Annotated in this window: 8 protein-coding genes; 3 read left to right on the top strand and 5 right to left on the bottom strand. The window is 35.6% G+C overall.

Going from position 1 to position 16983, the window contains the following annotated elements; all coding sequences use genetic code 11:
• Positions 1-3: 3 nt before the first annotated feature.
• Positions 4-5679 carry a gliding motility-associated C-terminal domain-containing protein gene (locus HM992_RS08110; RefSeq protein ID WP_179319302.1) on the bottom strand — a complete coding sequence of 1892 codons (5676 nt, stop codon included), beginning with the start codon at positions 5677-5679 and terminating at the stop codon, positions 4-6.
• A gap of 328 nt (positions 5680-6007) precedes the next feature.
• Complete coding sequence (locus HM992_RS08115; protein ID WP_179319303.1) at positions 6008-8170, bottom strand: muramidase family protein; 2163 nt, start codon at positions 8168-8170, stop codon at positions 6008-6010.
• Between the two features lie 363 nt (positions 8171-8533).
• Here HM992_RS08115 and der point away from each other — a divergent pair, with 363 nt between their 5' ends.
• From der to HM992_RS08130, 3 genes are all read left to right on the top strand, one after another.
• Positions 8534-9838 (top strand): ribosome biogenesis GTPase Der, encoded by a 1305-nt coding sequence (gene der, locus HM992_RS08120; protein ID WP_178984507.1) that lies wholly within the window; start codon positions 8534-8536, stop codon positions 9836-9838.
• Between the two features lie 141 nt (positions 9839-9979).
• Positions 9980-12292 (top strand): T9SS type B sorting domain-containing protein, encoded by a 2313-nt coding sequence (locus HM992_RS08125; RefSeq protein ID WP_179319304.1) that lies wholly within the window; start codon positions 9980-9982, stop codon positions 12290-12292.
• Positions 12293-12379: 87 nt separating this feature from the next.
• Complete coding sequence (locus HM992_RS08130; RefSeq protein WP_179319305.1) at positions 12380-15160, top strand: outer membrane beta-barrel protein; 2781 nt, start codon at positions 12380-12382, stop codon at positions 15158-15160.
• On the opposite strand, the gene HM992_RS08135 is transcribed toward HM992_RS08130, so the two are convergent.
• Genes HM992_RS08135 through HM992_RS08145 form a run of 3 tightly spaced genes read right to left on the bottom strand, consistent with a single transcriptional unit; the run spans position 15157 to position 16977 of the window.
• The gene (locus HM992_RS08135; RefSeq protein ID WP_179319306.1) at positions 15157-15666 is read right to left on the bottom strand and encodes a TPM domain-containing protein; all 510 of its coding nucleotides are present in this window, start codon (positions 15664-15666) and stop codon (positions 15157-15159) included. The two genes, HM992_RS08130 and HM992_RS08135, sit on opposite strands and share 4 nt — an antisense overlap.
• Positions 15667-15715: 49 nt before the next feature.
• Complete coding sequence (locus HM992_RS08140) at positions 15716-16540, bottom strand: TPM domain-containing protein (protein WP_178984511.1); 825 nt, start codon at positions 16538-16540, stop codon at positions 15716-15718.
• The gene (locus HM992_RS08145) at positions 16540-16977 is read right to left on the bottom strand and encodes a TPM domain-containing protein (protein ID WP_179319307.1); all 438 of its coding nucleotides are present in this window, start codon (positions 16975-16977) and stop codon (positions 16540-16542) included. The genes HM992_RS08140 and HM992_RS08145 overlap by 1 nt, the downstream gene beginning before the upstream one ends.
• Positions 16978-16983 lie beyond the last annotated feature (6 nt).

A 16983-nucleotide genomic window follows, 5' to 3' on the forward strand; every position in this document is an offset into this window, starting at 1 on the left:
TAATTATCTATTCAGATAAACTCTGCCTTGTTGTGGTTCGCGTTGACCATCATTAAACTCTATAATATAAAAATAGACACCAGCAGGAAGTACAGTATTACTGTTTTTGGATGTTCCATCCCATTTAGGAGAATTAATATCTCCTTCATAAAGTATGTTGCCATATCGGTTAAATACACTTAGCTTAAAATTAGGGTATAATATATCTAAATTGATGATATCAAAGACAGGGTTAATAGGATCTCCGTTTGGAGAGAATCCATCAGGAATTAAAAGTTCTCCTACACAAGAAATAAAGCTTATTGTAACTTCTAATCGTACATTACTTTCACAGCCATAATCAGAGGTCAAGGTTCCATAATAAATAACTCCTTCTTGTAAAGCTTCAGACTCATTATAAGCAATACCATCAACAGGTTGATCATACCAAATAACAATACCATCATTAATTATATTATTAGATAGATCTGCAATAGTAGGGTTGTCTTCTGAACAAAATTCAGCACCATTATCAATAAGCTCTGGAGCAGGTAATTCTTCAACTAATATTTTTACTGATTCAATAGCGTTCGTGATAGCGCTACAATTTTGGCCTAAAACAAATAACTGGGTAAGCGTAACAAGTGTTAAGCCAGAATTTGGTAATAATTCTTGTGGAATTATAAATGTAGCATTTCCATCTGTTATAGTAATCGCTATGGTATTAACTGAATTGTTAGCTTCTGTAAGTGAATATACTATAGAATATTCTCCATCAGGTAATTGATTGGCTCCTGTAATATCAATAAAAGCATCCTCTAAACCGACACATATAATATTATTTTCAATAGACATTGTTAAACCGGTAAGATCAGGTAGATCAATAATGGTAACGGTTACAGTAGCAGAGTTAGTAATACCACACTCAGTTGAAGTTACTGAATAAGTGTAAATACCAGCTGCATCTATAGTTGGATCAAAAAGGCCAGTTCCACTTGTGAGCGCAGGTGACCATGTGCCTCCAGTATCTGGCAATCCTCCAAGATTGTCAAAAAGATCTACAGAATCTGTTTGATCTATACATAAATTAAGAATTTCGTCGCTACCTGGATTTGGCTCTGGTAAAATTGTAACGGTAATAGTAGCAGTTGATTCAGGACAAGACGATGTACTATCTGAAACGGTATAAGTATAATCACCAGCAGCATCAACGCTAGGGTCAAATTCTCCTGTTCCACTAGTTAATGCCGGCGACCATGTTCCATTAGTTTGTGGAGTACCTCCTAAGCTGTCAAATAAATTTGCAATGGTCGCATTACTACAGAACTCAATAGCTCCATCAGTTCCTGCATCATTTGCAGTTGAAATTGTAACGGTTACGGTTGCAGAGCTTGTTCCACATGTATTCGTTACAGTATAGGTGTACATACCAGCAGTATCGATAGTAAAATCAAACATTCCTGTTCCACTTGCGAGTGCAGGAGACCAAGTTCCACCAGTATCAGGTGATCCACTTAAGCCACCTATTAAATTAACTAAACTTGAATCATTTGTACATAAATCTAAAGTACCATCACTGCCTGCATTTGGTGTTTGTAAAATTGAAACCTCAACGGTCGCGGTGGCGTCAGGACACGCAGCACTAGCACTAGACATCGTATACGTATAAGTGCCGGCAGCATCAAGGCTAGGATCAAACTCACCTGTTCCACTAGTAAGTGCGGGTGACCACGTTCCTCCGACATCAGGTGTACCTCCTAAACTATTAAATAAATCTACAGTTGCATCCGAACTACAAAGGTCAATTGTGCCATCGGTTCCAGCATCATTTGTATCTGAAAAAGAAACAGCAATGGTTGCAGAACTTGTACCACAAGAATTACTTACTGTATAGGTATAACTGCCTTCAGGATCAATATTAGGATCAAAAATTCCACTTCCGCTATCTAATGCCGGAGTCCATGTACCTCCTGTATCAGCTGCACCAGCTAAACTGTCAAATAAGTCAACTGTATTCGTTGAATCGCATAAATTAAGTGTACCATCATTTCCTGCGTTTGGTCCTTGTAAAACGGTAACTTCTACTATAGCTATTGCATCCGGACAAGCAGGAGTCACACTTGTAATCGTATATGTATATGAGCCGGCAGCATCAAGGCTAGGGTTAAATAGTCCTGATCCACTAGTTAAAGCTGGTGACCAAGTTCCACCGATATCAGGTGTACCACCTAAGCTATCAAATAAATCTACCTCAGCATCAGTACTACACAAATCAATTGCACCATCAGTTCCTGCGTCATTGGTGTCTGAAAAAGAAACGTCAACGGTTGCAGAACTCGTACCACAAGAATTGGTTAGTGTATAGGTGTAAATGCCTTCAGCATCTGTATTAGGGTCTAATATTCCTGTACCACTGTTTGGGGTAGGTGACCATGTTCCTCCTGATTCAGGATTACCGCCTAAACCATCTAATAAATTAACTGTATTATTAGAATCACATAAATTAAGTGTCCCATCATTTCCTGCATTTGGTCCTTGTAAAACGGTAACTTCAACCGTAGCTGTAGCATCCGGACAAGCAGGAGTTACACTAGAGATTGTATATGTATATGAACCCGCAGCATCAAGGCTAGGATTAAATAGTCCTGATCCACTGGTTAAAGCGGGTGACCACGTTCCTCCGACATCAGGAGTACCGCCTAAACTATCAAATAAATTTACCTCAGCATCAGTACTACACAAATCAATTGCACCATCAGTTCCTGCGTCATTGGTGTCTGAAAAAGAAACATCAACGGTTGCAGAACTCGTACCACAAGAATTGGTTAGTGTATAGGTGTAAATACCTTCAGCATCTGTATTAGGGTCAAAAATTCCCGTACCGCTATTTAATGTTGGTGACCACGTACCTCCAGCTTCAGGTGCTCCCGCTAAACCTTCCAGTAAATTGATTGTATTCGTCGAATTACATAAGTTTAATGTGCCATCATTTCCAGCATTCGGTTCATCTAAAATTGAAACAATAACTGTAGCAGTGTCATCAGGACAAAGGGTTGCACTATTTAAAACCGTGTACGTGTACGTGTTCGCTGAATCTAAAGTTGGATCAAAAATTCCTGTTCCACTTGAGAGTGCAGGTGACCAGGTTCCTCCAGTGTCTGGCGAATCTCCAAGACTATCAAATAAATCTATGGTTGTTGTGTCTGTACTACAAAATTCAACACTTCCATTTGTTCCAGCATAATTAGCATCAATTGAAGTCACTGATACCTCAGCAGAAACGTCACCACATATAGAATTTATTGTATACGTGTAAATGCCATCAGCATCTAAGTTAGGGTTAAAAACTCCTGTTCCACTTGAAAGTGTAGGAGACCAAGTTCCACCTGACTGCGGAATTCCATTTAAACTGTCAAATAAATCGTATGTATTTGAGATATTACATATAAGCAACGTTCCATCACTACCAGCGTCTGGAGACTGCTCTACCGTAACGACTACGATTGCCGAATCGTCTAAACACGGTTCTGATCCGGTGGTTGTATAGGTGTAAGTTCCTCCAGTATCAATATTAGGATCAAACATTCCGGTTCCACTAGTAAGTGGTGGAGACCAAGTTCCTCCTGCATCTGGTATACCTCCGAGACTGTCAAAAAGATCTATTGTGCCGTCATTGGTACAAATAGTAACAGCTCCATCTTGTCCTGCATCTAGGAAAGGGGTAACAGTTATTGTGACTGTAGCCATAGCATCAGCACAAGGTGAGCTGCCTGCTACGGTATATGTATAAGAAGTATTAGTATCAATTAATGGATCATACATTCCGGTTCCACTAGTAAGCGATGGTGACCAAGTTCCTCCAATTTCGGGAGAGCCTTCGAGATAATCAAATAAATCAAAAGAACCATTATTGCTACATATGTCAATTGTGGCATCTAAGCCAGCATCTGGTTCTTGTATAATAATAACGTCTACAGTGGCTGAAGCATCAGGACACGGTGCAATTCCAGGAACGGTGTATGTATAAGTGCCAGCAGCATCAATAGAAGGATCAAAAAGACCTGTCCCACTATTTAATTCAGGAAGCCATGTACCTCCAGTTTCAGCAGCACCTCCGAGACTATCAAATAAGTTTACTGTAGTTAAATCATTACTACAAATTTCAAGTACACTGTCAGACCCTGCATTTGGCAAGGGGTTTACAGTGATTGTAACTGTTGCGGATTCATCAGGACAAGGAGTATTTCCTGTGAATTCATAAGTGTAAACACCAGAACTATCAATAGAAGGATCAAAAATTCCAGTTCCGCTATTTAAAGCAGGTGACCAAACACCTCCAATATCTGGTACACCACCTAGGTTATCAAATAAATCAATGGTTCCGCTTGTGTTGCAAATGTCAATGCTGACATCTTCACCGGCATACATAAAAGGAGTAACTGAAACATTTACTGTTGCTGAAACGTCTACACAAGGAAGCGTACCACTTACAGTATAGGTGTAAATGCCATCTGTATCTAAGGCAGGATTAAATTCGCCAGTGCCACTAGTAAGGGCAGGTGACCAAACACCACCAGAGTCGGGTGTACCTCCTAAGCTTAAAAACAAATCGATGGAGTCACTATTACTACATAAGTCTAAAGTGCCATCTATACCTGCATTAGGTTCTGGTATAAAAGTTATCGTAATCGTTGCAGATTCGTCAGGACAGCTATTGTTGGAATTAACCGTGTAGGTGTAGATGCCTTCAGGATCACTATTTGAGTCAAAAATACCTGTGCCACTATTCAAAGCAGGTGACCAAGTTCCTCCAGAATCTGGGGTACCTCCAAGTTCTAAAAATAAATCAATTGTAGCATTGGTATTATCACATAGATTTATTGCATTATCTTCTCCAGCGTCTGGTGCGTTATCTAAAACTGCTAAAACCGCCAATCTTCCAGTACTTTCACATGGAGGGTCCAAAGTTGTAGCATAGTATGTCTGTCCATTAACTAAAGGAGTTGACGGAGGTAATTCTAAAGCAGAAAATAGTGAAATATACCAATTGTTGTTGCCGCTTGCTACTAAATCACCTACGGTAGGTGTAAATTCAGGTGTGACACAAAAATTTTGAATCATATCTCCTGTTGGAATAGGTGTAGCACCAACAAGAACTAAAACAGAGAGTCTTGATGTTCTACAACTTCCGTCTAAACTTGCTTGGTCAGCATAGTAAATAGTATTATCAATTAAGATATCTGTATCAGTTAGAGGAGTGCCTCCAGAAGGCGATAAATACCATTGAACATCATTTCCAATGGCCACTAAATCACTAACTGTTGCAAGTGAAGGATCATCTAAACAGATACCTTGAAAATTATCTCCAACAGGAGGTCCGTAAATTATGATATCTACTCTAGCTCTTGCGCCACAGGTTCCAGAATTGTCATCAGCATAATAATCTTGGCCATTAATTAAACTGTCAGAGTTTGAAAGCGGAACAGTTGAGGTTGGCGAATCATACCAAACGACTCCACCGCCATTATCAATAGCTTGTAAATCGCCAACGAGAACAGATTGCACATCACAAAGCGATTGTGTGCTGTTAGTAACTGTAGGACATTGTGCATTAACAGAAGTTAACCCACATAAAATAGAAATAAGTAGAAATGCTAATCGTATAGGATATCTTTTAAAACTGTACTTTTTGGCTTTCATTAAAAAAATTTATAATAATTGCTTTTGTTGAAATCAATGCCATGTATTTAAGAACAGCAAGTTCGTAATATTACTCTTGACTTGCTATATTGAGAGATAGAGGGAAAACAAATATATGTAAATAGCCTATACATAACAAAATTAAAACAGACAGTTTTATAGTTTTTTTATTGGCTCAAAATGTTTGTTAAATCTAGGTGTTTAACGTTGTTCTGTTTTAGTATCTAAAATTTAGACTTATATATAAATAATTCTCAATTTATATTATTTAAACTCCTGATAAAGGAAATTGATTTACAATCTTTTTTGAATTAGCCAATATAGCAATCTAATGGTTAAGTTCTATCATTCCTTCATTTGAATTGTATTGCATCAAATAAACGCCAGTGTTAAAATAATTTCTATCGTTAGTTTTTTGATAATCAAATTTTAGATGTGGTTGTTCTGACACTGTTGTGTTTATGGATTCTTCAAATGATGTGCTTTGAGAAATTCTTAATAAAGTATCAAACGTAACATCGAAACCTAAAACAGCATGCTGAGATGGTTTAGCACTAAATAGATCTTCATATTTGTTTTCAAAATCCGTAATGTCATTTTTATTTTGTGGATCTGTAACAGCAGGAAAAATGAGCTTTAAAACTCGGAATCTCATATCTGAAACCTCGGTTTGTTTTGGAAGTAAGGATGACTCGAGCATTACCAATTGAATGTTGTGGTCTGATAATTTCCCCATTAATGCTGTGGTTGTGTTGAGAAGAACAATGGTTTTTTCGCTATCAAAAACGATATAGTTAAGTTTATTTTTGTTTAGTGCATTGTCTAAAGCATCAGATTTAAAAAACCCTGCATTATCAGCTTTTAAGAATTGAGCTTCGGGAAGTGTATTTAAAATTAAATCCTTATTTCTAGCTTCAGCAAGATCACTGATCACAACAACATTTGCATTTTGTTGTGCTAAATAATTTAATGTTTTAGTGATTTGAATTTTCTCTGAAGGAATTGATCTGTAAACGTTAATGCTGTCATTTGAAACAATGTTAGATTCAATGTCAATTATAGAAATTGAAGATTCAGAATCAATACTTGGAAAATTTGAACTCGTCTCAGAAAAAGGAACAAGAATAGCATTTTTTCTATGTGGACTTTCAATGGTTATTTTCGATTTTGCGATGTTCTTTTTAATTAAGGTAACATCAAAATCTAGATTAAGAGTTTTAGCTGAATCAATCGCAATTTGAGCTCCTTGGAAAAAATCGATATACTTTTGAAAATCTGCATTGACACTAATCATTTTTTGTCTTTCTTCAGGAGAACTTAATTCTTCGCTCGAAAAAGGAGTATAAAAATAAAGTCCAGTTGAAGTTTCTGTAACTAAATTAGTAAATAGTGCTTCGTTTTTATTTGTATAGATTTTTGTAGTTGAATCCGCTATATTGGTGTCAGTAGAGTCAACAGTACTCGTTGTAGATGTTGGTGGTGTATAAGTAGAAGTGCCAGATACACCGATTGGCATTTTAATTATATCGCCAGCATTAACGGATGTTAGAAGATTTGGATTTAAGGTTGTTAGTTCTTCAATCGTCATGCCTGCTTTTTTAGACAAGCCAAAGAGAGTTTCTTTGGGTTCTATAACATAATTTTTGTAACTATTTGAGGTGGTTGTTGTATCTACTTCTGTAATAGTGTCTTCTATTAGGTCTGGGTTTTCTTGTGTATCAGGGATTTCTTGAGATTGACTAACAACAGTATTATTATCCACATTCAATCTGTGTCCTGCCATGAGCATGGTTACAATATGTGGGTTTTTTTCTTCAAGCTCAGCTATCGTCATGTTAAAACGCTTCGCTAATTGAAATTTTGTATCACCACGTTGCACCAAATATTCACCATCAATTGTCGTCTCTGAGTTCTTATCTGGAATAATTAAAGTTTGCCCTATTTGTAAAAATTCAGATAAACGATCAGCATTTGCGGCTTCCAATTGAGCTAAACTTATACCGTAAATTCTAGAGATTCCCCAAAGTGTTTCACCTTTAACAACATAATGTTCACCTGTTTTTGCTTTAGGTTGTGTTTCTTGTATCGTTTTATCCAAATTGATCGTATGTCCTGCTTGAAGCATACTTATAATATGTGGATTTTGTTGCTCTAACATGGCAATACTTACCCCAAAACGACGCGAAAGACCAGATTTTGTCTCTCCTCGTTTAACGATATAATTACTCACTGTTGTGTCGTTAATTATTGTGTTGTTAGAAGAGGATGTTGCCGTACTATATTTTGGGACACGCAAAATGTTACCTGTATAAATAACATCTCTAGATCCTGGGTTGAGATCAAAAATAGCATTGACACTGACGCCATATCGTCTAGATATCATATAAACGTTTTCGCCTTTTTTAATGGTATGGTCTATATAGTTTTGTTGCGCTAAACTATATTTAGATCCTAAAAATAAAAGTATTATAAGCGTAAAGTATTTCCCCATTCTTTGTAGAAATTTAATTGTAAAGTATTGTGCTTTAAATGTTATGCGTGTTTTATTTGTGTTTTTTGTAAACTAAAATAAGCCTATAAGAAAGGGGCTGTTCTTGAAAAAGAAACCTAATTAACTTACTACAAAAAAATGTAAATAAAATCCTATTTATCACACGCGATAAAATTACTAAAAATAAAAGGTATCTACGTTAAATTTCTACTTGTTATCAACAGGATGTTAACAATAAGGTGAGCTGATTTGACCCTGCTTTTTCTACTCAAGACTTGTTTTTGGCTTATGACGTGAAAAGTCAGTAATAGTTCACCATAACACGTAAGTATATAGTATCTTTGTAGCCTTAAATAAAAATAAATGAGCAATATTGTAGCTGTAGTAGGTCGCCCTAATGTAGGGAAATCGACATTTTTTAATCGTCTAATTAAAAGACGTGAAGCTATTGTTGATGCTGTTAGTGGCGTCACAAGGGATCGTCATTATGGTAAAACAGATTGGAACGGTAGAGAATTTTCATTAATTGATACGGGTGGATATGTCGTTGGTAGTGATGATGTTTTTGAAGCAGAAATAGATAAGCAAGTAGAGTTAGCTATTGATGAAGCGGATGCTATCATTTTTATGGTTGATGTTGAATCTGGTGTCACTGGTATGGATGAAGATGTCGCTCAATTATTGCGAAAAATTAAAAAGCCAGTCTTTTTAGTCGTTAATAAAGTAGATAACAATAAGCGTTTAGAAGATGCGGTTGAGTTTTATTCACTTGGTTTAGGTGATTATTTCGCAATTGCAAGTATCAATGGTAGTGGAACAGGAGATTTGTTAGATGCTGTTGTTGAGGCTTTACCGGAAAAAGAAGAGGTAGAGGAAGATCAATTACCACGTTTTGCTGTGGTTGGAAGACCTAATGCTGGAAAATCATCGTTTATAAATGCACTAATTGGTGAGGATCGTTATATTGTTACTGATATTGCAGGTACAACTCGCGATTCTATTGATACAAAATATAACCGTTTTGGGTTCGAATTTAATTTGGTAGATACTGCGGGTATACGACGTAAAACTAAAGTAAAAGATGATTTAGAGTTTTATTCTGTTATGCGAAGTGTAAGAGCAATAGAGCATTCCGATGTTTGTTTAGTTGTGTTAGATGCTACTCGTGGCTTTGATGGACAGGTTCAAAATATATTTTGGTTAGCTGAACGCAACCGAAAAGGTATTGTGATTCTTGTTAATAAATGGGATTTAGTTGAAAAAGATACCAAGACAGCTAAAGAATTTGAGCAACATATTAGAAGAGAAATTGCTCCTTTTACAGATGTGCCAATTGTGTTTATTTCAGTATTAAATAAGCAACGTATTTTTAAGGCTATTGAAACTGCTGTTGAGGTCTATAAAAACAGAACTAAAAAGATTAAAACAAGTGTGCTTAACGAAGCTTTATTACCAATAATAGAGCATCAGCCACCTCCTGCAAACAAAGGTAAGTTTGTGAAAATAAAGTACATTATGCAGTTGCCAACTCCGCAACCTCAATTTGCATTTTTCTGTAATTTACCGCAGTATGTAAAGGATCCTTATAAACGTTTTTTAGAAAATAAACTGAGAGATCAATTCGATTTTAATGGTGTTCCAATAAGTGTTTATATGAGAAAAAAGTAGTAGCTTTAATTTTTTATGAAAAAAATAAAGTGCTACCTTTTTATCTTTTGTTTTTGGTTATGCCATTGTTATGGGTTCTCCCAAAATCTTCCTCCCGAAATAAGTGTTTCGGGTGGGCAAGTGTATTGTCCACAATCACAAATGCCTATAGTTACTTCTGTGTCTATTACAGATCCTGATCCTGAAGATACATTGTTGTCAGAAATATTTGTGCAAATAGCTGAAGGCTATCAAAATGGAGATGATACTTTAGAGTTAATTGGATTAAATCCCAATATTACGTCAAGTTGGAATGCTTCAGAAGGACTTTTAACCTTGTCTGGACCAGCTACTTTTGCTGATTTTGAAAATGCCATTGAGAATGTGGTTTTTCAAACTACACAAACGACATTTACTCAAGATAGACAGTTTTCAATCAATTTAGGAGACGCTAATTACTTACCAAGTACAGGGCATTATTATTTTTATGTGTCTAATCCAGGCATTACATGGACGCAGGCAAGAGATGCGGCAGCAGCACAAACTTATTTTGGTTTGCAAGGTTATTTAGCAACCTTGACATCAGTAGAAGAATCGCAATTGGCAGGGGAGCAAAGCGCAGGTGCAGGTTGGATTGGAGGTTCTGATGCCGAAACTGAAGGCACGTGGAAATGGGTTACAGGACCAGAAACCGGGACTGTGTTTTGGCAAGGTGGTGTTAATGGAAATGCGCCAAATAATGAGTTTTCTTTATGGAACTATAACGAACCTAATAATGCAGGTAATGAGGATTATGCCCATATAACAGATTCATCAATTGGTATTTTAGGGGCGTGGAATGATTTATCTAATACCGGAGACACCAATGTGAGTAGCGCTTACCATCCTCAAGGTTATATTGTGGAATATGGAGGCTTGCCTAATGAGCCAAATATTAGTCTTTCAGCCAGTAGTACACTTGTAATGCCAAGAGTTTTAAATAATGATATAACCGTATGTGGAACCGGTACTTTTATCTTATATGCTGGAGCTTCAACTCCAGATGTTTGGTGGTTTGAAACGTCAACGTCAACGACTCCAATTCACGTTGGGTCTATTTATGATGTGCAAATTAATACCACTACAACCTATTGGTTATTACCAGTTGTACAAGGGTGTGCTTCTAATGTAGAGCGATATCCTATGACAGTAACCATTAACGAAATTCCTAGTGTTAATGATATAACTATAATTCAATGTGAAGATGAGGTAATGGATGGTCTTTCTAATTTCAGCCTCAGTTCGTATAATGATGTTATTGTAAATGGGAGTTTAGCAGATTTAGAAGTTCGTTTTTTTGAATCGATGGATTCGCCTATACCTATCAATGATGACGATTATACTAACCTTTCTAATAATCAGGTGGTTTTTGCACAGGTGCTAAATACGACTACAAATTGTAGTTCCACAGCAGAAGTAGTATTGTCTGTAAATACGAATGTTACGAATTATGCGCTTTTAACGGCATGCGATAATTTGAACGAGACAGGTATAGTTAATTTTGATTTAACACTTGCCGAAAGTCAAATTTTAAATTCTTTAGCGTCGGATGTGATTGTTCTAGGTTATTATGAGACTTATAGTGATGCCTTACTTCAAGAGAATGAATTGAATAGTGATTTTATTAATACTGAAGCATATAATCAAACCATTTTTGTAAGATTAGAACAAAATGGAAGTTGTTATAGTATTGGAGAGGTTAACTTACAAGTTGAATATTTGCCAAATCTGCTTCAAGATGAAACCATTTATTATTGCTTAAATAGTTTTCCGGAGACTATAACCTTAGAAGGTGGTATTATTAATGATACACCAAACAACTTTTATTATAATTGGTCTACAGGCGAAACGACAATGACTATTGAAATAAATGAGCCAGGCACTTATACAGTAGAAGTAACAAAACCTTTTGGTTGTTCTAATGTCAGAACGATTACAGTGTTGCCATCCGATACGGCAAGGTTTGAAACGATTGAAATCACTGATTTATCTGAAAATAATTCAATTTCAGTATTGGTTTCAGGAGATGGAGAGTATGTTTATGCTTTAGATGAAGAAAACGGTATATATCAAGATTCAAATATTTTTGAAAATGTACCAGCCGGAATTCATTCTGTATATGTTAAAGATGTAAAAGCAGATTGCGGCATCGTGTCAAGTGATATTTTTGTTTTAGGGTTTCCAAAATTTTTCACACCTAATGGAGATACTGTAAATGATACTTGGCAAATTAAAGGATTTACTTCAGAATTGTCAGAGACAGTGGCTATAGAGATATTTAATCGCTATGGTAAACAAGTGGCTATAATAAATGCTACAAACCAAAATTGGGATGGTACAAGTAATGGAGAATTATTACCAACGGACGATTATTGGTTTATCGCAAAATTCACGGATGGCAGAACTTTTAAAGGTCATTTTACACTAAAACGCTAATTTTATAAAAATTTTAAGAAATTTCATACGATTTCTAGCTTTCTTGCGTTTTTAAAATGCTATTCATCAATCAATCAACCGCTCAACATGAAAAAACTATCACTAGTTTTTGCAATCTTATTTGCATTACAATCATTTTCCCAAGAGAAATCATTCGAAATTACAGGAACACTTAAAGCTGAAGATACAGAGTTATCATTAGAGTCTGCAACCGTTTATTTAGAGCGTGTAAAGGATAGTTCGGTAGTAACTTATACAATTACAGATAAGGACGGGAAATTTAAAATAGAAAATTCAACCTATGATAAAGATCTAAATTTCTACGTGTCATATGTTGGCTATAGGACATATTTTAAGAAAATAGCAATAGATAAAGAAAAGATAGATTTAGGTACAATAGTAATGCCTTTGGATAATCAATTAGGAGAAGTTTTAGTGAAATCTACAGCTCCGATTACCATTAAAAAAGACACTTTAGAGTTTAACGTAAAATCGTTTAAAACGAAAAAAGATGCCAATGTTGAAGATTTATTAAAACAATTACCCGGAGTAGAAGTTGATGAAGAAGGTAATATTACAGTTAATGGAAAAAGTGTTAATAAAATTTTAGTGAATGGTAAGCCCTTTTTTGGTGATGACCCAACCATTACAACTAAGAATTTAACGAAGGATATTATTGAAAAAATTCAGGTTGTAGATACAAAAACCAAATCTGAAGCCTTTACAGGAGAGGAAGGTGATAAAGAAAATAAAACCATAAATCTTACCATCAAAGAAGAAAACAATAAAGGAGTTTTTGGGCGTGTTTCTGCAGGTGCCGGAACTGACGATCGTTACGAGTTTGCAGGCATGGTCAACCTGTTTGATAACGATAGACGCGTAAGTGTGCTCGCGGGTGGTAATAATACCAATACTCCAGGGTTTAGCTTTGGTGAGATTTCAAAAATGTTTGGACGTGGTGGTGGATCTTCTTTTAGTAGTAATGGCTCTTTTACTATAGGTGGTCGATCGTTTGGAGGTGGAGAAGGGATTACAACATCGCAAAATGCAGGTGTTAACTATGCTGATATTATAGGTGAAAAAACAGATGTTTCCGCAGATTATTTTTTCTCATCGAGTAATTCTGAAAATGAATCGTCATCTGAACGCGAAACTATTTTATCTGATTCACGCTATTTTACCAATTCAGATTCGAGATCGGATAATGATACGGATAATCATTCCTTTAATGTAGAATTTGAAATTGAAACCGATTCTACCTTTCAAATTAATATTGAGCCATCATTTGGGTATTCAAAATCGAGAACTTTATATACTAGTAATGAGGAAACCTTAGATGAGGATTTAATACTAACAAATCAATCTAACGTCAACTCAAATGTAGAGAGTTATGTGAAACGGTTTTCTAATGAAATCTCTATAACCAAGCGATTAGGAAAACGAGGTGCTTTTATTAAAACCGAATTAGAAACAAGTATCAATCAGCAAGAAAGTGATGACTTTTTAAATTCCAATACTGAAGTTTTTGGAACCAATCCAGAGATTATAGATCGAAATCAATTTACAGATGGAGAGAATAATAGTTATGGTGTTTCCGCAAAATTATCCTACAGATTACCAATAATAACTAAGAAATTCTTCTTGAATTTTGAATATGAATACGCCAGAGATAAAGATAATAACCGAGAGAGCACTTATGATTTTAGTAATGGCACACAGGATTTTACGGATTTTAATACGGATCTAAGTACTGATTTTCAATATACTGATTATAGAAGTATTCCGTCAGTAGGCTTATCGTATAGAGGTGAAAAATTGTCTACAAGTTTCGATTTAGGTTACAACATAAGAACTTTGAAAAATCAAGATTTATTAAGACCAGAATTTAATGTAGAGCGCAATTTTGAAAATATAGAAGCTAATTCTTATATCAGCTATACGTTTAGTCCCAAGTCGTCAATCTATGTAAATTATTGGTTAGAAAATCAGCCGCCAGGATTAAGGCAACTTCAAGCCTATGAAGATGTATCAAATCCACTTCAAACTGTAATTGGTAATCCTAATTTAGAACCTTCAAATAATCATGGTTTATATCTAGGTTATAATGGGTTTGATTGGCAGAAGCGTACAGGTTTTTATGTCGGTGTTAATGCTAGTGTTTCAGATAATCAAGTAGTGGCAAAAACGACTATAGATGAAGAAACGTTGAAGCGAACGACGACTTATGTAAACGTTGATGGAAATTATAATATCGGTTCTTGGGTAAACTACAATAAAGACTTTAAGGTGGATACCTTAAGAACTATTAAACTAAAGTTTAGAGCAAGTTATAATTCGTCAGAACGAATTAATTTTAATAATGATGTAAAATATGCTAGTAAGTCCGATAGAATCTCACCAAGACTAGGTGTAGATTTTATATGGGATAAAGTATTAGAGTTTAAACCTTATTACCAAATTAGTTTTACTAATACGGCTTATGATATTGAGGCTTTTGATGATCGTCAATTTACAAGTCATAATGCAGGTGTAAGAACAGCTACTTTTTTGCCTAAAAACTTTGAGTGGAGAAATGACGTTAGTTTTAACTACAATCCAAATGTCGCAGATGGTTTTCAGAAAAGTGCTTGGTTTTGGAATTCAACATTAGCCTATAGTATGTTTAAGGATAAAGCTATTATAACATTAAAGGTTTATGATTTATTAAATCAAAACACTAATGCGACGCGTATAGCAACTCAAGATTATATTGAAGACAAACAGAGTACTGTTTTAAGACAATACTTTATGCTAAGTCTAAGTTATAAGTTTAATAGCTTGGGAAGTAAAGGAGAAACTAATGATGGTGGTGTTATTTTCTTTGATTAATCCCAGAGTAAAATTAAAGAATCTATAGCTTTATCAACACCTTTATAATAGTTGTTGATTTTAAATTGGGGAATTATTATGCTATCAATAATAACCTTGCATTCGTAATCAGAAATAGTTTGTTCTGTTCCAATTCCTGTTGAAATAGCAACCGCTTTATCAAATTTTGAAATGGTTATAATAAGGCCGTTATCCTTTTCTTTAGTACCAATTCCCCTGGAATTTCCAACTTCAGTTCCAAAGCCTTGGGCCGTTGTGAGTGGCGGCAACGAATCTATGGTAAGAATAGCGATTTGGTTTGTTGACTCAGTTTCATATCGAAGGATTTTTTCCACTAAAGAATCTTGTTGACTATTTGAAAATAAATGAGATACATCTACAACCCGTTTTTGTGATGGATTTAAGGGAATATATGAATAATTAGTTGTGATCTCAGGCTGCTTTCCTTTACAATTTGAAAGCAAGAAAGCAATAATAATTATCGGAAATATGAGTTTTAATCGCATGGATACTTATTAAAAAAGGATAAAATCGACGGATGATTTGGGCTAAAAATTACCAGCTTCCGCCAGCTCCACCACCAGAGAAACCTCCTCCTCCTCCGAAGCCTCCTCCTCCGAAGCCTCCACCAGAGCTACCGCCAAAACCACCTCCAAATCCACCAGAAGATGAACCTCTAGAATAACTTCCGCGTCCCATATTGCTTAAAATAATGGCTTCGAGAAGACTTCCTGTGCCAGATCGGTTTCCTCTATTGCCACCATTGCCTCCACCACGTGTTTTGGAAATGGCTATGATAAAAATGATGAATACAATAAATAAAAAGAAAATGACTTCGATAGGCATGCCATCAGAAGATTCTGTTCTGTTGTTTTTATAAGCACCACTCAGTACATCAAATATGGCATCGGTTCCTTTGTCTAAACCCTTATAATAATCACCATTTTTAAATTCAGGTATAATTACATTTCTTGTAAGCTCACCAACAATACCAGCAGTAAGTCTGTCTTCTACACCATAACCGGGTGAAATCCATATTTCACGATCAATTCTTGCGAGTAATATAAAAACTCCATTATCTTCTTTTGCTTGTCCAATTCCCCATTTTTGTCCCCATTTTGGTGCTAATAAACCAATGTTTTCTCCTTTGGTTGTTGGGATTATTACGACAATAATTTCTGTAGATGTACTATCGCTGTAGCGTTGTAACTTTTGAGAAAGATTATCAAACTCGTATTGTTTTAGAACCTTGGTGCTGTCAATTACAGGAGGAATAAAATCCGGTTTATCAGGAATGTTATATTGGGCATTCGCTGTAAAACTGAAGCTTGTTACTGAGCTTATAAAAAGGGTTAATATGATAAGTTTAATACTGTGCATTAGCTTTTTGAAATCGTATTATCCAATTCGTTAATATCATTGTGCTGCCAAGGAAAGTGTTTCGATAATGTTTTGCCAGATTCTTTTATGCCTTCGATGATACCTTGTTTGAAATTCTGAGATTTGAATTGTGTAGCAATTTTGTTGCGAGTCGAATTCCAAAAATCAGCACCTACAATATTGTTAATGCCTTGGTCACCACAAATGACAAATGATTTATTTTCAACTGCGATGTAGATTAATACACCATTCCGTTGTGCTGTATTATCCATTTTTAAATCATGAAAAACTTCTAGGGCATGTTCGTAAACATCTCCATCACATTCCTGTTCAATGTGTACGCGAATTTCCCCAGAGGTTTGACTTTCTGCAATCCTAATGGCTTCAACGATTTCCTGTTCGTCTTCCGCACTAAGAAAATCTTCAAGTTTAGACATCGTTTC

This window comes from Winogradskyella helgolandensis (assembly GCF_013404085.1).
Classification (GTDB): Bacteria; Bacteroidota; Bacteroidia; order Flavobacteriales; family Flavobacteriaceae; genus Winogradskyella; species Winogradskyella helgolandensis.